This is a genomic window from Actinomycetospora flava, assembly GCF_037400335.1.
GTDB classification, from domain to species: domain Bacteria; phylum Actinomycetota; class Actinomycetes; order Mycobacteriales; family Pseudonocardiaceae; genus Actinomycetospora; species Actinomycetospora flava.
Map to the genome: position 1 here is coordinate 37,489 of NZ_JBBEGM010000015.1, position 22,999 is coordinate 60,487.

Consider the following 22,999-nt stretch of genomic DNA (forward strand, 5'->3'; position numbering starts at 1 on the left):
ACTTACCGCGAGCGTGTGGCCCTATCGGCGTGCTCAGTAGGACGCGGACAAGTCCGGTGTGAGCGGTGGGCCCCCGCTGACATCACACGGATGAGCCCGGTGATCGCCGGGTAGCCCTGGCCGGTCCGCCGAGCGTGGGCGCCGGCCGGCGTCCGACTCCGCCTCCGGGGTACAGCCCTCCGCCCCGTGAGCGTCGCCGTGGCGGTCAGCACCCGCCCGTGCGCGCCGAGGAGTGCCATGACCCCACTCGCCGCGGTCCGGCCTGTCCTGGGCCGGTTCCGCACCACGCCGACACCGCGGGGCGAGGGGCGCACGCGGCACAACTTCTCGGTGCTCGCCGCCGCCGCGACCGAGGACCTCGACGTCGCCCGCCTCGCCGAGGCGCACCTCGACGCGACGACGATCCTCGCCGAGCTCGACGGCCCCGCACCCCCGGCCGGGTCGTGCTGGGGCGTGTGGGCGGCGGAGACCGCGACCGACGCGGTGCGCGAGCGGGCGGGTCGCCTCTCGGGGCGCAAGCCGTTCTGCTCGGGCGCGGCGGGGCCGTGCACGCACGCCCTGGTCACGGTCGAGGGGAAGCGCCTGTTCGCGATCGAGCTCGCCGACCCCGGGATCACGGTGCACGCGGGGGAGTGGCAGGCGCTGGGCATGCGCGGGAGCGCGGCGGCGACCGTCGACCTCGCCGACGTGCCGGCGACGGAGATCGGCACCGCCGGCGCCTACCTCGAGCGCCCCGGGTTCTGGCACGGCGCGATCGCCGTCGCCGCGGCGTGGTTCGGCGGGGCGGTCGGGGTCGCCGCGCCGCTGCGCCGCGCCGGTCGCGACGGGCGCCTCGACGCGCACGGCCTCGCCCACCTCGGGGCCGTCGACGCCGACCTCGCCGCCGCGCGCGCCCTGCTCCGCGACGCCGCCGGGTCCCTCGACGCCGGGGAGCCGGGGGACGCCCGCCTGCGCGCCCTGCGGGTCCGGGCGGTCGTCGAGCGCGCGGTGGACAGCGCCGTCACGCGCACCGGGCGCGCGCTGGGGCCCGCACCGCTCGCCCGCGACGCCGCCCACGCGCAGCGCGTCGCCGACCTCGAGGTCTACGTCCGCCAGAGCCACGCCGAGCGCGACCTCGCGACCCTCGGCGAGCTCGTGCCCGCCGACACGACGGACCCGCTGTCGTGAGCCCGTCGCTGAAGGGCGCGGGAACCCCCGAGGAGGCATGGTCGGACGCCGTCGACGAGGTGCCGGCCCGGGACCCGGCCGCCGTCCGCCCGCCGGGGCGGGTGGTCGTGGTGGCCCCGCACCCCGACGACGAGGTGCTCGGGGTCGGCGGCACGCTCGCCGTCTGGGCGGCCGAGGGCACCGAGGTGGCCGTCGTCGCGGTCACCGACGGCGAGGGCTCGCACCCCGACTCCCCGACCCTGACCCCTGCCGCGCTCGCCGACCGCCGCGCCGAGGAGCGCCGGGTCGCGCTCGCGGCGCTCGGCGTCGAGGCCGCCGTGGACCGGCTCCGGCTCCCCGACGGGGCGGTCGCCGCCGACGACGTCGCCGACGGGGTGGTGGCGATCCTGCGTCCCGGCGACACCGTGATCGCGCCCGTCACCGGCGACGGCCACCCGGACCACGACGCGACGGCGGCCGGCGCCGGCACCGCCGCCGCGCGCGCCGGGGTCGCCTGCTGGCGCTACCCCGTGTGGCTCTGGCACTGGGCGCGGCCCGGGGACGTGTCGTTCGACGGCGCCCGCCGCCTGCGCCTGCCCGGCACGGCCGTGCGCGCCAAGGCGGCGGCCATCGACCACTTCACCACCCAGGTCGCGCCGCTGTCGGACGACCCGCGCGACGCGGCCGTCCTGACCGAGCCCGTGCTCGCCCGCTTCCGGCGCGACACCGAGATCGTCTGGGGTCCCCGATGAGCCTGTCCGGTGCGTACTTCGACGACCTGTACGCCGCCGACGCCGACCCGTGGGGCATCGAGCGCGGCTGGTACGAGGAACGCAAGCGCGCGGTCGTCCTCGCCGCCCTGCCCCGGGCGCACTACGCGCGCGCCTTCGAGCCCGGCTGCGCCGGCGGGGCGTTGTCGGTGGAGCTGGCCGGCCGCTGCGACGAGCTCGTCTGCTGGGACCCGGCGGCGCAGGCCGTCGCGACGGCGCAGGAGCGCCTGGCCGACCGCCCGGACGTGCGCGTCGAGCAGGGCGCGCTGCCCGGGCGCACGCCGGACGGGACGTTCGACCTCGTCGTCGCCTCGGAGGTCGTCTACTACCTCGACGCCGACGACCGGGAGGCGTTCTGGCGCAGTGTCGAGGCGTGCCTGCGCCCGGGCGGTCACCTGCTCGCCGTGCACTGGCTGCGCGAGGCGCCCGAGTACCCCGTCGAGGGCGCGGGGGTGCACGACGGGCTGGCCGAGCGCCCCGCGTTCGCCCGGACCGTGCGCCACGAGGAGGCCGACTTCCGGCTCGAGGTGTACGCGCGCGTCCCGCCGCCCGCGCGGTCGGTCGCCGAGGAGACGGGTCTGCGGTGATCGATCTGGGTGTCGTCGTGCCCGCGCACGACGAGGAGGACCTGCTCGCCGACTGCCTCGCGGGGCTGCGGCACGCCGCCGCGGCGGTCGCGGACCGCGCCCGGGTGCGCGTGCTCGTCGTCGCCGACGCGTGCACCGACCGCACCGGGGAGGTGGCCCGCGCGCACGGCGTCGAGGTGCTGACGATCGCGGCGCACAACGTCGGGCGGGCGCGGGCGGCGGGCGCGGCCGTGCTGATCGACACGGTGGACTGGCTCGCGACCACCGACGCCGACTCGGTGGTGCCCCGGGAGTGGCTGGCCGCCCAGCTCGCGGCCGCGGCGCGGGGCGCCGACGCCTGGGTCGGCACCGTCGAGGTCGTCGACTGGAGCGGGCTGCCCGGGGCGGTGTCGGCCCGGTACCGCGCGGACTACGAGGGCGGCGACCCGCACCGCCACGTGCACGGCGCGAGCCTGGGGGTCGCGGCGGCGGCGTACCGCGCGGTCGGCGGCTTCCCGGCGCTGGCGACCGGCGAGGACGTCGCGCTCGTGGGCCGTCTCGAGAGGACCGGTCACCGCCTGGTGCGGGACCGCGCGCACCCCGTCGTCACCAGCGCCCGCACCGAGGGGCGGACGCCCGGCGGATTCGCCGGACATCTGAGGGGGATCGCGAGGCATGTGATCCCCACCGCCCCGGGTACCACCGTCTCGTCCCCGCGTCCGGCCCTGCGGCGCGAGGACGACGGGCCGGCGGCCCGCATCTGACGAGGGCCGTCGAGGAGACCGACGACACCGACTCGACCGCTCGAGACCGGGGCGGTGCGCAGTGACCCTGCGCGCGCCCGCAGCGGCGCGCCCCGTTCCCCGGAGCCGTCTCATGATCGAGCGAATCCGTCCCTCCGACCGGCGAGCCCTCCCGTGAGCGCCGACTCCGCCGCGTGGCGCGCGCACGTCGACGCGGCGACCGACCCCCGTTTCGAGCGCGCGTTCGCGATCCTCGACGCCGTCCACGCCGAGCGGCAGCGCAGCGGCGAGCGCTGCGTCACCCGGATCCTGCAGCTGCGTGGCGAGCTCGCCGCGCTGTTGGCCGAGGTCGACGGCCGGCGTGCGGGTCGCGACACCCGGGAGACGCCGTGACGCCCTGTGCGCACGGCGCGTGCGTGACTCGTCGCCGTGGGTTAACTTCAGATGACAGTCGACGGTTGAGACCTCCACGCCGCGACGGACACGTGGCCCGCCCTCCGGGGATCGGGTCGCCCCGTGGCCGTCCCAGGGAGGCCCGATGACCATCGACACCCCACCGCGCTCGCTCATCGACGACGTCGATCTGCCCGCGGACCTCACCGAGCGCCGCCGCCGGGCGGTGGCCGACGCCGTCGCCCACGCCGAGCCCGCCGCGACCGGCAACCGCCGCGCCGCGGTCGGCATCCGCCGATATGCGCCGGGATGCGTCGCGCTCGCGCTGCGCGGACGGTTCGACCGGGTCGGCCGCGAGCGCCTGCGCGCCCTGGCCGTCGAGATCGAGCGTCAGGCGGGCACCGAGCTCGTCATCGACCTGTCGGGTCTGGAGCAGTGCGACGCCGGGCTCGCCCGGGTGCTCGCCCGGCTGCGCATCCGCTGCCTCGCCCGGGAGGCCCGGGTGGAGCTGCACGACCCGCCCGAGGCCCTCGCCGCCGAGCTGGGCCAGTTCCGGCTCTAGAGCACCGTCCCGGGAGGGACCGATGACCGATCGCGACGACCTCCGGGTCCGCAAGGCCCTGCAGGGCATGGCGTTCCCGGCCGACCGCACCCAGGTGATCTCCTGGGCCCTCGACCGCGGGGAGGGCGACGACCGCGTGCTCACCGCCCTGCGCGCCCTGCCCGACCGCACGTTCTCGACGGCGGACGACGTCGTCATCTCGGTGCCCCAGCGCCCCGAGCAGGCGTGACCGCCCCGTGGCACGGTCGGTGCCGTGACCACGGAGTTCACCGACGACGATTTCGCCCACCTGCGCCGATGCGTCGACCTCGCCCGGGAGGCACTCGAGGCCGGCGACGAGCCGTTCGGCTCCGTGCTCGTCGGCGCGGGTGGGCGTGTCCGGTTCGCCGACCGCAACCGGGTGGCCGGCGGCGACGCGACCCGGCACCCCGAGTTCGCCATCGCCCGGTGGGCGGCGTCCGAGCTGACGCCCGAGGAGCGGGCCGCCAGCACCGTCTACACCTCCGGCGAGCACTGCCCGATGTGCTCGGCGGCGCACGCGTGGGTCGGGTTGGGCCCGATCGTCTACGCGAGCTCCGCGGCGCAGCTCACGGCCTGGCGCTCGGAGCTCGGCGCGCCGCCGTCACCGGTGCGCCCGATCCCGATCACCGAGGTCGCGCCCGCCCTCCGGGTCGCCGGCCCCGTGCCCCCGCTCGACGACGAGGTCCGGGACCTGCAGGTCCGCCACCTGGACACACGTGCGTGATCTTCTGAGCGATAGCTCAGAAGATCACGCACGTGGGAGTCAGAAGCCGTTCGGGTCGCTCGCGACGGTCTCGTAGGTGCCGTCGTGGTCGGTGTCGACCGCGGCGGCGTCGAAGTCAGCGTCGTTGTCGGTGTCGACGAGGATCGTCTCGCCGTAGCCGTCGGCGTCGGTGTCGACCACCGCGGTCTCGAAGGACCCGTTGTGGTCGGTGTCGGCCACGACCGTGTCGACCGCGCCGTTGCCGTCCTCGTCGGTCGAGACCGAGTCGATCTGCCCGTTGGCGTCGGTGGTGTAGCTGCCGACGACCTGGCCGCTCGCGCCGTAGACCGTGCCGTTCGAGAAGGTGTAGTCGCTCATGATCGGTGCTCGCTCTCGGTGAGTGTCCGTGCCCGTCGTGGTGGGCGATCGGCACTCTGACGGCGCGGGCGGAGCCGGATGTTCCCCGTGGAGCAGGAAATTCTTTCCGTTCGGCGCCGGCTACGCAGCGTCAGTCGTCATCGTCGTCGTCATCGCGCAGCCCGCCCGCCGCGGCCTCGGCGGGCGTCACGACCTGGACGTTGCCGAAGGCGCCGTTCGCGTCGACGACCACCTCGGGCAGCGTCGCCCCGCCCGGCGGGGTCTGGCACGCCTGCTGGCACTCCGTGCTGCCGAAGATCATCGTTCCGGTGGTGCGCGCGACCGTCCCCGGCGGCACGACGACCTCGGTGCGGCCGAAGAGCGTGGCCACCTGGACCTCGGGGTCCCCGGCCTGCACCTGCACGGTCCGGCTGCCGAAGACGCTCGACCCGTCGTCGGCGGTGACGACGTGCCCGCCGACGAACACCGCGACCCCCGCGATGAGCAGCGGGACGATCGCCCCGCCGAGGCGCTCGTGCCACGGCTTGCGCGGGCCGTGCTCCTCAACCGGTGCCGGAGCGGCCGCGGGTGCCGGCGCCGGGACACCGCCGGGGATGTCGGCGACCAGCACGTCGAGCTCGCGCTGGGTGCGCGCGGCCCAGGCCTGCTGGGTGCGCTCGTCGTACTCCACGAGCGTCAGCACGCCGTCGTCGAGGGCGGCGCGGAGGCGGTCGTCGGTGGCCCTCCGTTCGCGGTCGCCGATCCGCATCTCCGGGGGCTCCGCGCTCATGCTCCCATCCTGCCCTCACCGCGTGTGGGGGAACCGTTCACCCAGAGCAGTGCGTCGTGCCGCCAGCAGCGCCCGGTCGTCGGGGTCGTGGCTGCGCGCGAGCGCCGCGTCGAGCGCCTCGCGGGCCTCGGCGTCGCGGCCCAGCCGCCCGAGCAGGTCGGCGCGCACGGCGTGCAGCAGGTGGTAGCGGTCGAGGCGCTCGGCGAGCTCCTCGACGATCGTCAGCGCGGCCGCGGGCCCGGCGGTCTCGGCGAGCGCGACGGCCCGGTTGAGCGCGACGGTCGGGCTCGGCGCGACGGCGAGCAGCTGGTCGTGCAGCGCGACGACCTGCGCCCAGTCGGTCGAGGCGGTGTCGGGCGCGGAGGTGTGCACGGCGTTGATCGCGGCCTGGAGCTGGTAGGGCCCGGGCGCGTCGCGGCGCAGGCACCGGCGGACGAGGTCGAGGCCCTCGGCGACGAGGTCGGCGTCCCAGCGCGTGCGGTCCTGGTCGGCGAGCAGCACCCGCGACCCGTCGGCAGCCGTCCGCGCCGGCCGGCGGGCCTCGGTGAGGAGCATGAGCGCGAGCAGTCCCAGCACCTCCGGCTCGTCGGGCATCAGCTCGGCGAGCAGCCGGCCCAGCCGGATCGCCTCGGCGGCGAGGTCGTCGCGGGTCGCGGTCGCGTGGCCCTCGGTGAAGACGAGGTAGACGACGGCGAGGACGCCGGGCACGCGGTCGGGCAGGTCGGCGTCGCGCGGCACGCGGTACGGGATGCGGGCGGCCCGGATCTTGTTCTTGGCGCGCACGATCCGCTGCGCCATCGTCGGCTCGGGCACGAGGAACGCGCGGGCGATCTCGGGGGTCTCCAGCCCGCCGAGCAGGCGCAGCGTCAGCGCGACCCGCGCGGGCAGGGCGAGGGCCGGGTGGCAGCACGTGAAGATCATGCGCAGGCGGTCGTCGTCCACCGGTCCCTCCTCCTCCGGCTCCTCGTCGTCCTCGTCGGGCGCCGGCTCCTCGCGGGCGGCGCGCGCCTCCTTGTCGCGGCCGACGGCGTCGCGGCGCAGGCGGTCGATCGCGCGGCGCCGCGCGGTGGTGACGATCCAGCCGCCCGGGTTCGGCGGGACGCCGTCGGCCGGCCAGCGGGTGAGCGCCACGGTGAGCGCGTCCTGCACGGCGTCCTCGGCGAGGTCGATGTCGCCGAGCACGCGCGTCAGCGTCGCCACGCACCGCCCGTACTCCTCGGTGACGATCCGGGTGATCGTCACCGAGGAGGGCGCGTCGATCACGGGGCCCAGTGGAACGGCCGGACCTCGATCGGCAGGCCGACGGCCTCGGTGGAGCGCCGGCCCCAGTGCAGAGCGGCGTCGAGGTCCGGCGCGTCGATGATCGTCAGACCGCCGACGTACTCCTTGAGCTCGACGAACGGGCCGTCGGTGACGAGGACGTCGTCGCCGCTCTGCCGCAGGACCGTCGCGGTGTCCGGCGCCTCGAGGCCGCCCGAGAACACCCAGACGCCCGCCTCCTGCATGTCCGCCTGGAGCTTCGCGACGTTCCCCATGATCGTCTGCATCTCCGTGTCGGAGGGCATCTCGCCGTCGGTGGGGGTGATGACGCTGAGCAGGTAGTGGGCCATGGGAGCCTCCTGGATAGATGGGGGTCGGGTGCGGGCCCGTCGCCCGCACACCTCTCCACGAACGGCCCGGCGCCGATCGACAGGGTCCCGCGAAGATTTTTCCGAAGGGACCGGTGAACCGCCGTAGTGTCCCCCGCGAGCCGAGTGCCCGACCGGATCCTCGAGGGGGACGACATGCTCTGTGTCCTGGCCGGACGGGGTCGGTACGCCGGCGGGGTGTACCGCGAGCCCGGGCCCGACGGCGGCCCGCCCGCGGAGATCGAGCTCGAGTCGCCCCGCCGCTTCGCGCGCACCGACCCGAGGCTCGGCGACGTGTACGAGGTCCACGTGGCGGTGTGGCGCCGCGCCGGGACGACCCGCGACGGCGAACCGCAGTACGTCCACGACCGCACCTACCTCGCGGAGCGCACCGACTAGTACCGGCTAGTACAGCAGCGTCTTGTAGTGCTCCGGGGCGTAGCGCTGCTCCAGCTCCTCGAGCGAGGAGTCGGGGCTCGTCCGGTGCGCGATCTCCGCGACGCTCGGGAGGTCGGTGGGCGCCCAGGCGTCCGGGTCCCAGAGCCCGGAGCGCATGAGGGCCTTCGGGCAGTGGAAGAAGACCTCGTCGACGGTGACCTCGACGAGGATGCGCGGGCGGTGGCCGCGCACCTCGAACGCCTCCGCGTCGTCGGGGTCGAGGAGCAGCCGCGCGCGCCCGTTCACCCGCAGCGTGTCGCGCCGGCGCGGGACGAGGAACAGCAGGGCGACGTGGGGGTCGCCCAGGATGTTGATCATCCCGTCGACGCGGCGGTTGCCGGGCCGGTCGGGCAGCAGCAGCGTCCGGTCGTCGACCACGAGCACCTCGCCGGCCGGGTCGCCCTTCGGTGAGACGTCCAGCGAGCCGTCGGCGCCCGACGTGGCGAGGAGGTGCAGCGGCGAGGACGCGATGAAGGCGCGGTCGACGTCGTCGAGCTGTGCGCGGACCTTGGTGACGGCGCGCGGCATCGGCTCGCCCACGACGGCCCGCAGCTGCTCGAGGTCGGTGATCTCCGTGCCGCCGCGTGCGCCCGGTCCGCTCACCGGCCCGAGGTTACGGACGCCCGGGCGCCCGTGCGAAGAGCTGGCGCCGATTGATCGCGTCGAGCACGTCGGCGCGCGAGCGGATGCCGTGGTCGGCGGCGATGAGCCGGTCGGCGATCGCCACCGAGAAGGCGACGAGGCAGCGCGCCTCGAGGTCCTCCGCGTCGGCGGACACGGGCGCCAGCAGCTCGCGCAGGTAGGCGATGCGCTGGTTGTCGACGCGGCGCAGGCGCTCGGCGACCCCCGCGTCGCGCCGCGCCCAGTCGCGGACGGCGAGGTCGATCGGCCGCAGCTCGGTGCTGAAGGTGAGGTCGGCGGCCCGGCGGGCCTTGCGCATCGCGTCGCCGCCCTCCTCCTCGACCTGCGCGAGGACGCGCTCGGTGCTGCGGGACTCCCAGGTGTCGAGCACCTCGGTCAGCAGTGCGCGCCGGTCGTCGAAGTAGCCGTAGAAGCCGCCCTTGCTGACGCCCAGCGACCGCGCCAGCGACTCGATCTGCACCGCCTCCGGGCCGCCCTCGGCCAGCGCCAGCAACGCCGCGTCGACCCACCGGTGGCGCGGGGTGCGGGCAACCGCCATGGACCTTCCTCCCGGAGCTCGGTCTGTACGGCACCGTACAGATGCTGCTAGCGTCCGCCATGTATACGGCCTCGTATAGATCGGGGGAGCGGCCATGACCAGCGCACCGACCGTCAGCTCTGTCGGCCATGGACTGCGGCTGCCGCCGGGCCAGCGCCCGGTCACCGGCTTCCCGCGCTTCGGCACCCACCTGCACCACCCGCCGCCGGCGGTCCCCGCGGACCACGCCATCGAGGTCCGCGGGGCGGTCCGGGCCGGGTTCACGGTCCCGCTGGCCGGGCTCGCGCAGCTCCCGCGCCGCGAGCTCACCGCCGACCTCCACTGCGTCGCCGGCTGGTCGGCGGTCGACCTGCGCTGGGAGGGCGTGCCGTTCGCGAGCTTCTGGCGCGAGCTGATCGCGCCGGCCCTCGACCCCGACGCCACGGTCTCCCACCTCGTCTTCCGGGGGCTCGACGGGCACCGGTCGGTCGCGACGCTCGAGGACGCGCTGGACGACGACGTCCTGCTCGCCGAGAACCTCGACGGGCGGCCGCTCGACGGCGACCACGGCGCCCCGGTCCGCCTCGTCAGCCCGCGCCAGTACGGCTACGTCAGTACCAAGCACCTCCGCCGGATCGAGGTCCTCACCGCCCGGCCGGAGCCCCGCACGTCCCTGACCGACCGGCTGATCGAGGAGCACCCGCGCGCCCGCGTGTGGGAGGAGGAGCGCCACGGCTCCCTGCCCGGCCCGTGGGTGCGGCCGTTCTACCGCGCGCTCATCCCGCCGATCCGGGCTCTCTGCGCGCTCGGGCGCTCAGGACCGCGTGAGGCCGTGGAGCAGTAGCGCCGCGAGCGCCTCGTAGGCCTCGGCGTCGGCGAGCCCGGTGGCGCCGGCGATGCGGCGTTGCTGGATCGCCACCATCGTCGTCGCGACGGTCTCGGCGGCGAAGGACACGGGGACGTCGCGGAAGTCGCCGGCCTCGACGCCCTCGCCGATCAGCTCGCCGACGCGCCGGGCGGCGGCCTCGGTGTTGCGCGCGTAGACCTCGGCGGCGGGCGGGAACGCGGCCATGTCGTCGAAGAAGCGGGCCGACGCGGGCGCGAGCTCGGCGGCGACGGCGCGCAGGTAGGCGGCGACGCGGTCGGCGGGCGCCGCGCAGGCGTCGACGGCGGCCTCGACGCGGACGGTGGCGCGCTCGAAGAAGCGCACGACGGCCGCGCGCACCAGCTGCTCCTTCGACCCGGCCAGTGCGTAGAGCGTGCGCTTCGAGCAGCGCAGCCGGGCGGCGACGTCGTCGAGGGTGAGGTGGGCGAAGCCCTCGGCGAGCAGCAGGTCGATGAGCGCGTCAAACAGCTCCGAGTGGCGCGCGGCGCCGCGGCGCGTCGGGCTCGGGGCGGTCACGAGACCCTACCCTAGCGCCACTCTCATCGGTACTCTAGGACCGATCTGAGTACCGATAGGAGTCCCGCGATGCCCGTCGATCGGCTGCTGCCCACCCAGGAGGCCGAGGACCTGCTCGACCTCACCCGCGAGCTCGCGGACAAGGAGCTCGCGCCGCGGGTGGACGAGCACGAGCGGGCCGAGACGTATCCCGAGGGCCTGTTCGCGACGCTGGGGGAGGCGGGGCTGCTCGGGCTGCCGTATCCGGAGGAGCTCGGGGGCGGCGCGCAGCCCTACGAGGTGTACCTGCAGGTGCTCGAGGAGCTGGCGGCCCGGTGGGCGGCGGTCGCCGTCGCCACGAGCGTGCACTCGCTGTCGTGCTTCCCGCTGGCGACGTTCGGCACCGCCGAGCAGCAGCAGCGGTGGCTGCCCGACATGCTCGGCGGCGGGCTCGTCGGGGGCTACTCGCTCTCGGAGCCGCAGGCCGGGTCGGACGCGGCGGCGCTGCGGTGCAAGGCGTCGCCCGTCGAGGGCGGCTACGCGATCACCGGCACCAAGGCGTGGATCACCCACGGCGGGCGGGCGGACTTCTATGCCCTGTTCGCGCGCACCGCCGAGGGCTCGCGGGGGGTGTCGTGCTTCCTCGCGCCCGGGCAGGCCGAAGGACTGACCTGGGGGAAGCCGGAGGAGAAGATGGGTCTGCACGCGGTGCCGACCACCACGGCCAACTGGGACGGCGCGGTCCTCGAGGGCGAGCGGCTGATCGGGCGCGAGGGCCAGGGGCTGGAGATCGCGTTCTCGGCGCTGGACTCCGGGCGGCTGGGGATCGCGGCGTGCGCGGTCGGGCTCGCCCAGGCGGCCCTGGACGCCGCCGTGGACTACGCGAACGAGCGCGAGACGTTCGGCCGCAAGATCGTCGACCACCAGGGGCTGGGGTTCGTGCTGGCGGACATGGCCGCGGCGGTCGACTCGGCGCGCGCGACCTACCTGGACGCGGCGCGCCGGCGCGACCTCGGGCGTCCGTACGGTCGCCAGGCGAGCGTCGCGAAGCTCGTCGCCACGGACGCGGCCATGAAGGTCACCACCGACGCCGTGCAGGTGTTCGGCGGCTACGGCTACACCCGCGACTTCCCGGTGGAGCGCTTCATGCGCGAGGCCAAGATCATGCAGATCTTCGAGGGCACGAACCAGATCCAGCGCCTGGTCATCAGCCGCCATTTCGCCCGGTGAAGCAACCACCGGTTAGCTAGCCGCCCCAGGTGACCTGGCGCAGGCCGTGGCGGTCGGGCGGGCCGGGCTGGGCGGCGCCGTCGGGGGAGACCGGCGAGCCGTGGCTGGTCTCGCCGCCGCGGGCCTCGGTCTGGTCGCCGCCGGACGGTTCGGCGCCCGCGTCGAGCTCGGACAGGCGCGTCCGCAGCACCTCGACGACGGGCATCCGCGACGCGTGCGCCTGCTCGTGGTCGAGCAGACCCTGCACGTCCTCGCGGGACAGTGAGCGGATGCGGTGCTTGACCGTGTCGACCGTGGCGTGGTCGAAGTCGGGGAACGGGGCGTCGGCCACGGGATACCTCCTGCCGAGGGGGCGGGGCCGAGGCCTACCCGCTCACGACGCCGCCGCACCCTCCTCCGGCCGGGTGAGCAACCCGATCACGCGCCTCTTGACGAGGAACCCGACGGTCAGCCCGACCAGCACCGCGACGACCAGCCCCGCCCACGAGAACCGCTTGAGCCACGTCTCCGCGGCGATCCCCAGCGCGTAGACCAGCGCCGTCGTCCCGAAGGTCCACAGCACGCCGCCGACGAGGTTCGCCGGCATGAACTTGCGGTACGGCATGCGCAGCGCCCCGGCCAGCGGGCCCGCGAGGATGCGCAGGATGGCGATGAAGCGCCCGACGATCACCGTGAGCACGCCCCAGCGCTCGAACGCCCGCTCGGCGAGCGCGACGTGCGAGGGCCCGAAGTGCTTGGGGAACCGCCGGCCCGCCGCCTCGAGCAGCCCGATCCCGTAGCGGCGCCCGACGGCGAAGCCGATGGAGTCGCCGACCACCGCGCCGATCAGCGCGCACACGGCGACCCAGATCGCCGACACCGCGAGCTCCGGGCGGGTGGCCATCAGCGTCGCGCTGACGAGCACGATCTCGCCGGGCAGCGGGATGCCGAAGCTCTCGATGCCGACCACGCCCAGCACGGTGAGGTACACCGCCAGCGGCGGGATCGTCTGCAGCCACTCAGCGATCACGCGACACGCCCCTTCCCCGGCTCCGTCGCCCCCGAGCATGACGCACCGTGGCGATCGACGACAGCCGTTGCGTCGTCAAGGCGACAGCGGGCATGTTCCGGACGAACGGAGCGTGACGAGTCAGCTGCGCAGGATGCGGCTCCGCCCCCGGAACTCGGCGATGACCTGCCCGTCGCGCGGCCGGGTCACGGTGACGTCGTAGACGCCGCTGCGCCCGAACGCGACACGCTCCTCGGCGACGGCCTGCAGCACGTCACCGAGGTGCGCCGACGCGACGAAGACGATGTCCGCCCCCGCCGCGACGGCGACCGGCCCGGGCGAGTTGCAGGCGCACGCGAACGTCGAGTCGGCGAGCAGGAACAGGTAGCCGCCGTGGCACATCCCGTGGCCGTTGACCATCTCCGCGGTCACCGGCATGGAGATCCGCGAGCGGCCCTCCGCGGCCTCGTGCAGCTCCATCCCGAGCTTGCGCGAGGCGGCGTCGTCGTCCCACATGCGCCGGACGGACGCAGAGATGTCACGCGTCACGCTTGGCCACCAGCGTCAGCACGTCGTACTTGGCCACCGGCTCGCCGGCCGCGTTGACGACCTCGGCGTCCCAGCGCACCTCGCCGTACGCGGCGGACGCGCGCGGCGAGATCTGCTTGGCGGTCAGCGTGATCGTCAGCTCGTCGTCGAACTTCACCGGCGTCAGGAAGCGCAGGTTGTCGACGCCGAAGTTCGCCAGCACCGGGCCCGGCGCCGGGTCGACGAACAGGCCCGCGGCGAACGACACCACGAGGTAGCCGTGGGCGACGCGCTCGCCGAAGAACGGGTTCGCGGCGGCCGCCTCGGCGTCGAGGTGGGCGTAGAACGTGTCGCCGGTGAACTCGGCGAAGTGCTCGACGTCGGCCTCGGTGACCCGCCGCGGGCCGCCGACGACGGTGTCGCCGGGGCGCAGGTCCTCGAGGTGCTTGCGGAACGGGTGCTCGTCGGTGACCGTGCGCACGCTGCCCGGCACCCACCGCCCGGTGATCGCCGCGAGCATGTCCGGGCTGCCCTGCACGGCGGTGCGCTGCATGTGGTGGGCGACGCCGCGCAGCCCGCCCATCTCCTCGCCGCCGCCGGCGCGCCCCGGACCGCCGTGCACGAGCTGCGGCATCGGCGAGCCGTGGCCCGTCGACTCCTTCGCGTCGTCGCGGTCGAGCACGAGCAGGCGCCCGTGCCACGGCGCCGTGCCGAGCACGACCTCGCGGGCGAACTCCGGGTCGGCCGTGACCACCGAGCCCGCCAGCGAGCCCTGGCCGCGCGCGGCGAGCTCGACGACCTCGGCGGTCGACGCGTACGGCACCACCGTCGACACCGGGCCGAACGCCTCGACCTCGTGCACCGCGGCGCTGTCGCCCGACGCCCGCAGCAGCACCGGGGAGAGGAACGCCCCGCGCTGCGCGTCGGCGCCGGTGACCTCGACCTGCTCCGGGTCGCCGAACACCACCTCGGCGGCGTCGGTCAGCGACTTCAGCGAGCGGCGGACCTCCTCGCGCTGCTCGAGCCCGGCGAGGGCGCCCATCGTGACGCCCTCGGCCGACGGATCGCCGACGACGACCTTCGCGAGCTTCTCCCGCACCGCCTCGACGACGGCGTCGGCCTGCGCCGCCGGCACGAACGCGCGCCGGATCGCGGTGCACTTCTGCCCCGCCTTGACCGTCATCTCGGTGACGAGCTGCGTGACGTAGAGGTCGAACTCCGGCGTGCCCGGCGTCGCGTCCGGGCCGAGGATCGAGCAGTTCAGCGAGTCGGCCTCGGCGGTGAAGCGCACCGCGCGCGCCGAGAGCACCGGGTGGGTGCGCAGCTGCCGCGCGGTGGAGGCCGAGCCGGTGAACGAGACGAGATCCTGCTCGGTGAGGTGGTCGAACAGGTCGCCGGTCGACCCGGCGAGGAACTGCACCGCGCCGTCGGGCAGGAGTCCGGACTCGACGATCAGCCGGACCAGCTCGGCGGTGAGGAACGCGGTCGGCGTCGCCGGCTTGATGATCGTCGGGACGCCGGCGAGGAGCGCGGGCGCGAGCTTCTCCAGCGGGCCCCAGACGGGGAAGTTGTAGGCGTTGACCTGCACCGCGACGCCCTGCAGCGGCGTGTACAGGTGCTGGGCGAGGAACGTGCCGCCCTTGCTCAGCGGCACGACGTCGCCGTCGAGCCACGGCCCGGACGCGGGCAGCTCGCGCTTGCCGAGCGACGCGTAGACCTGCAGCACGCCGATGCCGCCGTCCACGTCGAACTTGGAGTCGCCCTTCGTCGCGCCCGTGCGCGCCGAGACGGCGTAGAGCTCCTCGCGGTGCTCGCGCAGGTGGCCGGCGAGGGCCTTGAGCAGCGACGCGCGCTCGTGGAACGACAGCTCGCGCAGCGCGGAGCCGCCGACGCGGCGGCCGTAGCCGGCCACCGCGGCCATGTCGATGCCGTCGGTGGCGAGCCGGCCGATCTCCTCGCCGGTGACGGCGTCGGCCATCGGGCGGCCCTCGGCGCCGTCGGGGGTGACCCACTCGCCGCGGACGTGGCTGGACAGGACGCTCATCGATGAACCTCTACACGTCGTAGTCGACCGTGACCTCGTCGGACACGGGCAGGGCCTGACAGGTCAGCACGAACCCGGCGTCGACCTCCTCGGGCTCGAGCGCGAAGTTGCGGCGCATCGTCACCTCGCCGGCGGTCACCTGCGCGCGGCAGGTGCCGCAGACGCCGCCCTTGCAGGCGAACGGCAGGTCCGAGCGGGCCTTCTGCGCGGCGTCGAGCACGGGCTCGGTGCGCGGCAGCGTGAGCACCGACGCGCGCCCGTTGACGATCACCGTCACGGTGGCGCCGGTGCCGTCGTCCTCGACGGTGTCGTCCTCGGCGCGGTGCACCTCGGGCGGCGGCTCGTCGACGTAGAACAGCTCGCGGTGCACGCGCCGGCGCTCGACGTCGAAGCCGGTGATCACCTCGGTCGCCGCCTCGACCATGCCCAGCGGCCCGCACAGCCACCAGTGCGCGACCTCGCCGACGGGCACCAGCGCGCCGACCAGCGTGCGCAGCCGCTCGGCGTCGAGCCGGCCGTTGAACAGGTCGGCGGCGGTGGGCTCGCGGGACAGCACGTGCACGAGCTGCAGGCGCGGGCCGTGGCGGTCCTTGAGGTCGGCGAGGTCCTCGCCGAACATCACCGTGTCGCTGCGGCGATTGCCGTAGAGCAGCGTCACCCGGGTGTCGCGGTACGCGGCGAGCACGGTGGCGGCGATCGAGAGCACCGGCGTGATCCCGGAGCCCGCGGCCACGAGCACGTGGTGCTCGCCCGGTGCGACCTCCGGGCTGAAGCGGCCCTGCGGCGGCCCGACCTCGAGCTCGTCGCCGGCGGCGAGCCGGTCGACCAGCCAGGTGGAGAACAGCCCCTCGTCGACCCGGCGCACGCCGATGCGCGGCGCGGCGCCCTCGGGCGCGCAGATCGAGTACGAGCGCCGCTCCTCGCCGTCCTCGGTCGCCAGGCGCAGCGTGAGGTACTGGCCGGCGCGGAAGCGGTAGTCGTCGTCGAGGTGGTCGGGGACGTCGAAGCGCACCGCGACGGCGTCGTCGCAGAGGCGCTCGACGTCGGCGACGCGCAGGCGGTGGAAGCCCGGGACCGCGTCGGCGGTGACGGTGTCGGTCAGAGCGGCCGTCATCAGATCTCCTTGACGTGCTCGAACGGCTCGCCGCACGACCGGCAGCGGCGCAGCGCGGTGCAGGCGGTGGGCCCGAAGCGGGAGGTCTCCTCGGTGTCCGCGGCGCCGCACTGCGGGCACGCGACCGTGCGCGACGGGGCGACCAGCGTCAGCGGCACCGGGCCGCCCGCGGGGCGCGGCCCGAGCCGGCCGGGCGGGGCGACGCCCGCCTCGGCGAGCTTGCGGCGGCCCGCGTCGGAGATCCAGTCGGTGGACCACGGCGGGCTGAACGTGGTGCGGACGTCCACCCGCGCGTGCCCGGCGTCGCGCAGCGCCCGGCGCACGTCGGCGCGCATCTCGTCGAGCGCGGGGCAACCCGAGTAGGTCGGGGTCAGCGTGACGACGACCGTCCCGTCCGCGGTGGTCTCGACGCCGCGCAGCACGCCGAGGTCGGCGAGGGTCAGCATCGGCATCTCGGGGTCGACGACGTTCTCGGCGGCGTCCCGGGCCGTTGCCGTCACCATGTCGCCTCCGGGTGCGCGCGGGCCAGCGACTGCATGACGGCGAGGACGGTGCCGAGCGACTCGGTGTGCACGCCGTCCCGGCCCCCGCGCCCGCCGACGAGGCCCACGGCGGGGCGCTCGGGACGGGTCAGCGTCGCGGCCGGCAGGACCTGCTCGAGCACGGCGTCGACGTCGGCGCGCAGGGCGGCCGGGTCGACGGCGACGCCCGCGTCGGCGAGGCGGCGCTCGACGTCGTGGGCGAGGAACAGCTCCTCGACGAACGGCCACACCGCGTCGAGGCCGGCCTGCATGCGGGCGTGCGAGAGCTCGGTGCCGTCGCCGAGGCGCAGCGTCCACTGGGCGGCGTAGTCGCGGTGGTAGGTCAGCTCCTTGACGGCCTTGCCCGCGACGGCGGCGAGCACCGGGTCGCGGCTCCCCGCGAGACGCTGCATGAGCGCGAGACGCCAGCTCGAGAGCACGAGGATCCAGGCGATCGTGCGGCCGAAGTCGCCTGCGTCGCCGGCGTCGGACTCGACGAGCGTGACGTTGCGGAACGCGCGGTCGTCGCGGAAGTAGGTGAGGACGTCCTCGTCGTCCTGCGGGCCCGCGCGGAACGGGTCGGCGGCGCCGAGGTGCCCGGCGCGCGAGAGCAGCACGCGCGCCTGCCCGAGCAGGTCGAGCGCGATGTTCGCCAGCGCGACGTCCTCCTCGAGCTCGGGGGCCTTGGCGGTCCAGCCGGCGAGGCGCTGGGAGGCGATCAGCGCGTCGTCGGCGAGCATGAGGCAGTAGGCCGCGAGGTCGTCGCGGTCGACGCCGTCGGGCACCGGCGCGTCGATCTCCGCGGTGCCGGCGTCGAACCCGGTGCCGAAGGCCCAGCGGCCGTCGTCGTCGGCGGTCGCGAGGGCGTCGTAGACGTTCTCGTCGTGGTCGTCGCTGTGCATCAGAGGTGGGGGACGTCGTCGGGGATGTCGTAGAACGTCGGGTGGCGGTAGACCTTGTCGCCCGACGGCGCGAAGAACGGGTCCTTCTCGTCCGGGCTGGACGCGGTGATCGCGTCGCCGCGGACGACCCAGATGCTCACGCCCTCGTTGCGGCGCGTGTAGAGGTTCCGCGCGTTGTGCAGGGCCATCGTGTCGTCGGGCGCGTGCAGCGACCCGACGTGCACGTGGTTGAGCCCGCGCTTGCCGCGGACGAAGACCTCGTAGAGGGGCCAGGTGGCCTTCGGGGCGCCGCTTCCGAGGTCGCGGGCGGGGTCGCCCTCGACGTGCGCGGTGGTGTCGTCGGCCATACTCATGATCCAGCTCCGCTGCGCTCCGTGTCACGGCTCATGCTGCCGCCTCCTCCTTCGCGCGCCGTTCCTGCTTGGCGGCGTACGCCGCCGCGGCGTCGCGCACCCACTGGCCGCCCTCGTGGGCGGCGCGGCGGTTCTGCAGACGCTGGGCGTTGCACGGCCCCGCACCCTTGACGACCTGCATGAACTCGTCCCAGTCGATGTCGCCGAAGTCGTGCGCCCCGCGCTCGGCGTTCCACCGCAACGCCGGGTCCGGCAGCGTGACGCCGAGCGCCTCGGCCTGCGGGACGGTCATGTCGACGTAGCGCTGGCGCAGCTCGTCGTTGGTGTGGCGCTTGATCCGCCAGGCCATCGACTGCTGGGTGTTCGGGGAGTCGCCGTCGGCGGGGCCGAACATCATCAGCGACGGCCACCACCACCGGTCGACCGCGTCCTGGACCATCGCGCGCTGCGCCTGCGTGCCGGCCATCAGCGTCATCAGCAGCTCGTAGCCCTGGCGCTGGTGGAACGGCTCCTCCTTGCAGATGCGCACCATCGCCCGCGCGTACGGGCCGTAGCTCGAGCGGCACAGCGGGACCTGGTTGACGATCGCGGCGCCGTCGACCAGCCAGCCGATGACGCCGATGTCGGCGAACGTCAGCGTCGGGTAGTTGAAGATCGACGAGTACTTCTGCTTCGAGTCGATCAGCTTATCGGTGAGCTCGCCGCGGTCGACCCCGAGCGTCTCGGTCGCCGAGTACAGGTAGAGCCCGTGGCCGGCCTCGTCCTGGACCTTCGCGAGCAGGATGGCCTTCCGCCGCAGGCTGGGGGCGCGCAGGATCCAGTTGCCCTCGGGCTGCATCCCGATGATCTCGGAGTGCGCGTGCTGGGCGATCTGGCGGATGAGGGTCTTGCGATAGCCCTCGGGCATCCAGTCGCGCGGCTCGATCCGGCCCTCGGCGGCCACCGTGCGGTCGAACTCCGCCTCGAGGTCTGCCGTGTCGACGCGCTGGTCCTCGGTCACCGTCATCGGTGGCCACCTCCGTACCGAATGTTCGTTCGGTTGTGATGGTGACGCACGAGGGGCCGACTCCGCAACCGTCCGGCGGGGTGGACCGCTCGCCCGGGGGAGCGCGCGCGTGCGCCTCGGCGTCGAGCGAGGGACGCCCTGGGTGCGTGGCAGGCAGCGAGGGACGCCCTCGCGCCGCCGGGGCCTGCGCCTCGGCGTGGAGCGAGGGACGCCCCGGCTGCGTGGGACGCAGCGAGGGACGCCCTCGCTCCTCCCCGGCGGGCATGATCGCCGGCATGGACGTGCTCGCGAGGCTGGGGAACGGGCTCACCGTGCGCCGGGCGGGGGCCGACGACCTGCCCGCGCTGGTCGGGCTCATCGCCGCCGATCCCGTGAGCGCGGGTCGGGGCGACGCCGTCGACGACCTCGCGCCCTACGCCGCGGCGTTCGCCGAGATCGACGCCGACCCCGCCCACCTGCTCGTCTGCCTCGACGAGGCCGACGGCACGACCGTCGGCACCACCGTCGGCACGCTGCAGCTCACGGTGCTGCCGAACCTCGGGCGGCGGGGGACGCGGCGCGCGCAGCTCGAGTCGGTGCACGTCGACGCGCGGTGCCGGGGCCGCGGGTACGGCGGGCTGCTGGTGGGCTGGGCGGTCGAGGAGGCGCGGCGCCGCGGGTGCGGGCTCGTCCAGCTCACGAGCGATACCTCACGCGCCGACGCGCACCGGTTCTACGAGCGGCTCGGCTTCACCGCGAGCCACCAGGGCTACAAGATGGAGCTTCAAGCAGGACCTGACGTCCCGTCGATGAGCTCGTCGAGCGTGACGTAGAGGCCCGGCTCGCCGGTCCGTTCGCTGCGCTCCACCGCCGCGCGAGCCCGCGCCGCGATGCGCCCGATCTCGTCGGCCGCGACCACGCGGGTCTGCAGCACGGCGCCGTCGCCGTCGGTCAGGGTGACCGCGACGAGGCCGGTCTCAGGCTGCTCGGAGAACTCCAGCGGCACGTCGCCGAGCCTAGGTCGGCCGGCCGCCGGGCGCAGGGCTCTGGGCGAGCAGACCTTCGAAGGCCATGCGGTCGACCTCGGCGACCAGGTCGGACACGTCGACGCGTCCCGGGCGGTACCACTCGACGAGCGAGTTCACGAGACCCGAGAGCAGCCGGGCGCCGACGGCCGGGTCGATGCCGGCGCGCAGCTCGCCGGCGGACGAGGCCTCGCGCACCAGGGCGGCGATGGCGGCGTCGAACTCGCGGCGCCGGGCCAGCGCCCACCGCTCGGTCTCGGTGTTGCCGCGCAGGCGCAGCAGCAGCGTCACGTGCGGCAGCTCCGCGACCAGCACCTCGACCTGGCGGCGCACGATGTGGCGCAGGCGCGTCAGCGGGCTGCCCGTCGACGCCGCGGGCTCGTCGAGGATGCCGAACAGCCCGTCGAGCGCGCGCTCGAGCGCCGCGCGCAGCAGCGCCTCCTTGCCGCGGACGTGGTGGTAGAAGGACGACTTCGTGATGCCGGCGGCCGCGGAGAGGTCCTCCATGCTCGTGGCGTCGTAGCCGCGCTCGTTGAACACCCGCGCGGCGACCTCGACGAGGCTCGACGGGTCGTACGTCGGCCGGGACCGCCGCTCCCGCGCGGCGCCCGCCGGTCGCTCGTCCTCGCGGGCGGGGGGACGGGTGCCGGTCACGCGGGGGAATCTACGTCCCCGACCGCGTCGGAAGGCCAGAGGCAAGCCGGGTGATCGCGCGCCGTGGTGTCGACCGAAGGGTCCCTTCGGTCGGAGAGATCGGCGAGGGGCGCCCGTCGCCGGAACACCGGACCTGGCGCCGGAGGCTCCGCACGCCGCATCCTCGTTCCTGGCCGCGTGGGGCGGGTCACTGCTACCGTCGAGCCGACCGAACGATCGTTCGAGCCAATCCTGTTGATACTGCGCCACCACGCAGCGTGTTCCCCGGAGTGTTCGATGACGACGCCCGAGACCCTCCACGACCTCGCGCCGGCGGGCGACGCGGGCAACGCGACGCGCACCATGGGCGCGCCGCTGCGCCGCGCCCTCGCCACCGCCCGCGAGCGCACGGCCGTGGTGTGCGGCGAGCAGACGGTCACCTACGGCGAGCTCGCCGAGCGCATCGCGCGCCTCGGCGGGCTGCTCACGCGTCTGGGGCTCGGGCCCGGCGACCGCGTCGGCGTGCTCGGCGCGAACTGCCACCGCTACCTCGAGCTCTACCTGGGCCTGCCCAGCCACGGGCTCGTCATCGTCCCGCTGAACGTGCGTCACACCGCCGCCGAGCGCAGCTACGCGCTGCGCGACGCCGGCGCGCGCGTGCTGTTCGCCGACCGCGCGCTCGACGGCCTCGACCCCGACCTGCGCGTCGTCGACACGAGCACCGAGTACGACGCCCTGCTCGCCGACGCCGAGCCCACCCCGCCGCTGCGCGAGCCCCGCGAGCACGACCTCGCCGGCATCTTCTACACCGGCGGCACCACGGGCGCGGCGAAGGGCGTGATGCTCACGCACGGCAACCTCGTCGCCAACGCCTTCCACTTCATGGCGTGCTGGCCGTTCACCGCGGACACCCGCTGGCTCGTGGTCGCGCCGATGTTCCACGCGGCGGGCACGATCGCGGCGCTCTCGACGGTCTGGGCCGGCGGGACGCAGGTGATGTGCCCGGCGTTCACGCCCGACGGCGTCCTCGACCTCGTCGAGCGCCACGGCGTCACCGCGACGCTGGTGGTGCCGACGATGATGGACGCGCTCGCCGCCGAGCAGGCCGCCCGGCCCCGGACGGTGTCGAGCCTGCGGTGGCTCTCGCACGGGTCGTCGCCCGCCGCGGTCGAGCTGCTGCGCCGCACCCACACCGCGTTCCCGGACGCCGAGATGCTGCACATCTACGGGCTCACCGAGACCTCGCCGATCGTCACCCTGCTGCCCGGCGAGCAGCACCTGCTCGACGTCCCGCAGGCGCGCTCGTGCGGGCGGGCCGCGGTGGGCGTCGAGGTGGTCGTCGTCGACCCGGCCGACCGCATCCCGCTCCCGCCGGGGACGGTCGGCGAGGTGCTGATCCGAGGCGCCAACGTCACCGCGGGCTACTGGAACAAGCCCGAGGAGACCGCGACGGCGCTGCGGGACGGCTGGTTCGCGTCCGGGGACCTGGGCCTGCTCGACGACGGCGGGCACCTGTTCCTCGTCGACCGCGCCAAGGACATGATCGTCTCGGGCGGCGAGAACGTGTACAGCGCCGAGGTGGAGAACGCGCTGTTCGCGCACCCGTCGGTGGTCGAGGTGGCCGTGTTCGGCGTGCCGCACGAGCGCTTCGGGGAGTCGGTGCACGCCGTGGTCGTCCTGCGCTCGCAGCCCGACGACGCCGACGCCTTCGCCGAGGAGCTCGTGGCGCACTGCCGCCGGACGATCGCGGGCTACAAGGTCCCGCGCAGCATCGAGACCCGCGTGGAACCGCTGCCGAAGTCCGGTGCGGGGAAGATCCTCAAGCGGGAACTGCGCGCCGTGTTCTGGTCGGAACGGGAGTCGCAGCTGACGTAGGCCCGGCGTTCCTGCAGCGAACGGGCGGTTCGCTGCTTCTCCGCGCCCGACGTCCCTGTTCGTGCCTCGAAGTCGTTCGCGCGGGGGCTACGCGCCGTGTTCCGGACGCTACGGGAATCGGAGCAGACGTGAGATCACGTCGCT

The 22,999-nt window shown here is 74.8% G+C and carries 31 protein-coding genes; 13 read left to right on the plus strand and 18 right to left on the minus strand.

The features are described from left to right. Nucleotides 1–237: 237 nt before the first annotated feature. From WCD58_RS28100 to WCD58_RS28135, 8 genes are all read left to right on the plus strand, one after another. Nucleotides 238–1,167 (plus strand): acyl-CoA dehydrogenase, encoded by a 930-nt coding sequence (locus WCD58_RS28100; RefSeq protein ID WP_337706423.1) that lies wholly within the window; start codon nucleotides 238–240, stop codon nucleotides 1,165–1,167. Next, nucleotides 1,164–1,898, plus strand: a complete 735-nt coding sequence (locus tag WCD58_RS28105) for a PIG-L deacetylase family protein (RefSeq protein WP_337706424.1) — start codon at nucleotides 1,164–1,166, stop codon at nucleotides 1,896–1,898. The genes WCD58_RS28100 and WCD58_RS28105 overlap by 4 nt, the downstream gene beginning before the upstream one ends. After that, complete coding sequence (locus WCD58_RS28110; RefSeq protein ID WP_337706425.1) at nucleotides 1,895–2,503, plus strand: class I SAM-dependent methyltransferase; 609 nt, start codon at nucleotides 1,895–1,897, stop codon at nucleotides 2,501–2,503. Before WCD58_RS28105 ends, WCD58_RS28110 begins: the two co-directional genes overlap by 4 nt. Next, nucleotides 2,500–3,246: a glycosyltransferase family 2 protein gene (locus tag WCD58_RS28115; protein WP_337706426.1), complete on the plus strand. Its 747-nt coding sequence runs from the start codon at nucleotides 2,500–2,502 to the stop codon at nucleotides 3,244–3,246. The genes WCD58_RS28110 and WCD58_RS28115 overlap by 4 nt, the downstream gene beginning before the upstream one ends. Nucleotides 3,247–3,399: 153 nt before the next feature. Then, nucleotides 3,400–3,618 carry a hypothetical protein gene (locus WCD58_RS28120; protein ID WP_337706427.1) on the plus strand — a complete coding sequence of 73 codons (219 nt, stop codon included), beginning with the start codon at nucleotides 3,400–3,402 and terminating at the stop codon, nucleotides 3,616–3,618. Nucleotides 3,619–3,763: 145 nt separating this feature from the next. After that, the gene (locus tag WCD58_RS28125; RefSeq protein WP_337706428.1) at nucleotides 3,764–4,180 is read left to right on the plus strand and encodes an STAS domain-containing protein; all 417 of its coding nucleotides are present in this window, start codon (nucleotides 3,764–3,766) and stop codon (nucleotides 4,178–4,180) included. A 22-nt stretch (nucleotides 4,181–4,202) separates the two neighbouring features. Further along, nucleotides 4,203–4,409, plus strand: coding sequence for a DUF2795 domain-containing protein (locus WCD58_RS28130; protein ID WP_337706429.1), 207 nt, complete (start codon nucleotides 4,203–4,205; stop codon nucleotides 4,407–4,409). 24 nt (nucleotides 4,410–4,433) lie between these two features. Continuing rightward, a complete protein-coding gene (locus WCD58_RS28135; protein ID WP_337706430.1) occupies nucleotides 4,434–4,925 on the plus strand; it encodes a nucleoside deaminase in 492 nt (163 codons plus the stop codon). A 39-nt stretch (nucleotides 4,926–4,964) separates the two neighbouring features. On the opposite strand, the gene WCD58_RS28140 is transcribed toward WCD58_RS28135, so the two are convergent. The 4 genes from WCD58_RS28140 to WCD58_RS28155 all read right to left on the minus strand — a co-directional run bounded on the left by WCD58_RS28140 (nucleotide 4,965) and on the right by WCD58_RS28155 (nucleotide 7,661). Next, nucleotides 4,965–5,282, minus strand: coding sequence for a hypothetical protein (locus WCD58_RS28140; protein ID WP_337706431.1), 318 nt, complete (start codon nucleotides 5,280–5,282; stop codon nucleotides 4,965–4,967). Between the two features lie 130 nt (nucleotides 5,283–5,412). After that, complete coding sequence (locus WCD58_RS28145) at nucleotides 5,413–6,051, minus strand: DUF1707 SHOCT-like domain-containing protein (protein WP_337706432.1); 639 nt, start codon at nucleotides 6,049–6,051, stop codon at nucleotides 5,413–5,415. A 15-nt stretch (nucleotides 6,052–6,066) separates the two neighbouring features. After that, nucleotides 6,067–7,311, minus strand: a complete 1,245-nt coding sequence (locus WCD58_RS28150; protein WP_337706550.1) for an RNA polymerase sigma factor — start codon at nucleotides 7,309–7,311, stop codon at nucleotides 6,067–6,069. Further along, a complete protein-coding gene (locus WCD58_RS28155) occupies nucleotides 7,311–7,661 on the minus strand; it encodes a YciI family protein (RefSeq protein ID WP_337706433.1) in 351 nt (116 codons plus the stop codon). The genes WCD58_RS28150 and WCD58_RS28155 overlap by 1 nt, the downstream gene beginning before the upstream one ends. 174 nt (nucleotides 7,662–7,835) lie before the next feature. On the opposite strand from WCD58_RS28155, the gene WCD58_RS28160 reads away from it, so the two are divergent. Continuing rightward, on the plus strand, nucleotides 7,836–8,078 hold the full coding sequence (locus tag WCD58_RS28160) for a hypothetical protein (RefSeq protein ID WP_337706434.1): 243 nt from the start codon (nucleotides 7,836–7,838) through the stop codon (nucleotides 8,076–8,078). Between the two features lie 6 nt (nucleotides 8,079–8,084). Here WCD58_RS28160 and WCD58_RS28165 read toward each other — a convergent pair whose 3' ends face one another. Both WCD58_RS28165 and WCD58_RS28170 read right to left on the minus strand, forming a co-directional pair. Continuing rightward, nucleotides 8,085–8,720 (minus strand): pyridoxamine 5'-phosphate oxidase family protein, encoded by a 636-nt coding sequence (locus tag WCD58_RS28165; RefSeq protein WP_337706435.1) that lies wholly within the window; start codon nucleotides 8,718–8,720, stop codon nucleotides 8,085–8,087. A 10-nt stretch (nucleotides 8,721–8,730) separates the two neighbouring features. Then, nucleotides 8,731–9,297, minus strand: a complete 567-nt coding sequence (locus tag WCD58_RS28170) for a TetR/AcrR family transcriptional regulator (RefSeq protein ID WP_337706436.1) — start codon at nucleotides 9,295–9,297, stop codon at nucleotides 8,731–8,733. Between the two features lie 94 nt (nucleotides 9,298–9,391). Between WCD58_RS28170 and WCD58_RS28175 the strand changes: the two genes are divergently transcribed. Next, on the plus strand, nucleotides 9,392–10,120 hold the full coding sequence (locus WCD58_RS28175; RefSeq protein ID WP_337706437.1) for a molybdopterin-dependent oxidoreductase: 729 nt from the start codon (nucleotides 9,392–9,394) through the stop codon (nucleotides 10,118–10,120). Here WCD58_RS28175 and WCD58_RS28180 read toward each other — a convergent pair. Then, nucleotides 10,091–10,678 (minus strand): TetR/AcrR family transcriptional regulator, encoded by a 588-nt coding sequence (locus tag WCD58_RS28180; RefSeq protein ID WP_337706438.1) that lies wholly within the window; start codon nucleotides 10,676–10,678, stop codon nucleotides 10,091–10,093. The genes WCD58_RS28175 and WCD58_RS28180 overlap by 30 nt on opposite strands. A gap of 69 nt (nucleotides 10,679–10,747) precedes the next feature. On the opposite strand from WCD58_RS28180, the gene WCD58_RS28185 reads away from it, so the two are divergent. Further along, entirely contained in the window at nucleotides 10,748–11,887 is a 1,140-nt protein-coding gene (locus tag WCD58_RS28185) for an acyl-CoA dehydrogenase family protein (RefSeq protein ID WP_337706439.1), read from the plus strand. Nucleotides 11,888–11,903: 16 nt separating this feature from the next. Here the strand turns inward: WCD58_RS28185 and WCD58_RS28190 are convergent, their stop codons facing one another. From WCD58_RS28190 to paaA, 9 genes are all read right to left on the minus strand, one after another. Then, a complete protein-coding gene (locus WCD58_RS28190) occupies nucleotides 11,904–12,218 on the minus strand; it encodes a DUF8129 domain-containing protein (RefSeq protein ID WP_337706440.1) in 315 nt (104 codons plus the stop codon). 42 nt (nucleotides 12,219–12,260) lie between these two features. Next, entirely contained in the window at nucleotides 12,261–12,896 is a 636-nt protein-coding gene (locus WCD58_RS28195) for a DedA family protein (RefSeq protein ID WP_337706441.1), read from the minus strand. A gap of 120 nt (nucleotides 12,897–13,016) precedes the next feature. Next, nucleotides 13,017–13,391, minus strand: coding sequence for a hydroxyphenylacetyl-CoA thioesterase PaaI (paaI, locus tag WCD58_RS28200; protein ID WP_337706551.1), 375 nt, complete (start codon nucleotides 13,389–13,391; stop codon nucleotides 13,017–13,019). A gap of 22 nt (nucleotides 13,392–13,413) precedes the next feature. Beyond that, nucleotides 13,414–15,447 (minus strand): phenylacetic acid degradation bifunctional protein PaaZ, encoded by a 2,034-nt coding sequence (gene paaZ / locus WCD58_RS28205; protein WP_337706442.1) that lies wholly within the window; start codon nucleotides 15,445–15,447, stop codon nucleotides 13,414–13,416. A gap of 10 nt (nucleotides 15,448–15,457) precedes the next feature. After that, a complete protein-coding gene (paaE, locus tag WCD58_RS28210; RefSeq protein WP_337706443.1) occupies nucleotides 15,458–16,561 on the minus strand; it encodes a 1,2-phenylacetyl-CoA epoxidase subunit PaaE in 1,104 nt (367 codons plus the stop codon). Continuing rightward, nucleotides 16,561–17,064, minus strand: coding sequence for a 1,2-phenylacetyl-CoA epoxidase subunit PaaD (gene paaD / locus WCD58_RS28215; protein ID WP_337706444.1), 504 nt, complete (start codon nucleotides 17,062–17,064; stop codon nucleotides 16,561–16,563). Before paaD ends, paaE begins: the two co-directional genes overlap by 1 nt. Beyond that, nucleotides 17,058–17,984 (minus strand): 1,2-phenylacetyl-CoA epoxidase subunit PaaC, encoded by a 927-nt coding sequence (gene paaC / locus WCD58_RS28220; RefSeq protein ID WP_337706445.1) that lies wholly within the window; start codon nucleotides 17,982–17,984, stop codon nucleotides 17,058–17,060. The genes paaD and paaC overlap by 7 nt, the downstream gene beginning before the upstream one ends. After that, entirely contained in the window at nucleotides 17,984–18,337 is a 354-nt protein-coding gene (gene paaB / locus WCD58_RS28225; RefSeq protein ID WP_337706446.1) for a 1,2-phenylacetyl-CoA epoxidase subunit PaaB, read from the minus strand. The genes paaC and paaB overlap by 1 nt, the downstream gene beginning before the upstream one ends. A 31-nt stretch (nucleotides 18,338–18,368) precedes the next feature. Further along, nucleotides 18,369–19,343, minus strand: a complete 975-nt coding sequence (gene paaA / locus WCD58_RS28230) for a 1,2-phenylacetyl-CoA epoxidase subunit PaaA (RefSeq protein WP_337706447.1) — start codon at nucleotides 19,341–19,343, stop codon at nucleotides 18,369–18,371. Between the two features lie 275 nt (nucleotides 19,344–19,618). Between paaA and WCD58_RS28235 the strand changes: the two genes are divergently transcribed. After that, nucleotides 19,619–20,155, plus strand: a complete 537-nt coding sequence (locus WCD58_RS28235; protein ID WP_337706448.1) for a GNAT family N-acetyltransferase — start codon at nucleotides 19,619–19,621, stop codon at nucleotides 20,153–20,155. On the opposite strand, the gene WCD58_RS28240 is transcribed toward WCD58_RS28235, so the two are convergent. Together WCD58_RS28240 and WCD58_RS28245 are read right to left on the minus strand one after the other, a co-directional pair. Continuing rightward, a complete protein-coding gene (locus tag WCD58_RS28240; protein ID WP_337706449.1) occupies nucleotides 20,107–20,328 on the minus strand; it encodes a hypothetical protein in 222 nt (73 codons plus the stop codon). The two genes, WCD58_RS28235 and WCD58_RS28240, sit on opposite strands and share 49 nt — an antisense overlap. Before the next feature lie 10 nt (nucleotides 20,329–20,338). Continuing rightward, the gene (locus WCD58_RS28245) at nucleotides 20,339–21,001 is read right to left on the minus strand and encodes a TetR/AcrR family transcriptional regulator (protein WP_337706450.1); all 663 of its coding nucleotides are present in this window, start codon (nucleotides 20,999–21,001) and stop codon (nucleotides 20,339–20,341) included. A 276-nt stretch (nucleotides 21,002–21,277) separates the two neighbouring features. On the opposite strand from WCD58_RS28245, the gene WCD58_RS28250 reads away from it, so the two are divergent. Beyond that, nucleotides 21,278–22,855, plus strand: a complete 1,578-nt coding sequence (locus tag WCD58_RS28250; RefSeq protein WP_337706451.1) for a class I adenylate-forming enzyme family protein — start codon at nucleotides 21,278–21,280, stop codon at nucleotides 22,853–22,855. Nucleotides 22,856–22,999: the final 144 nt, after the last annotated feature.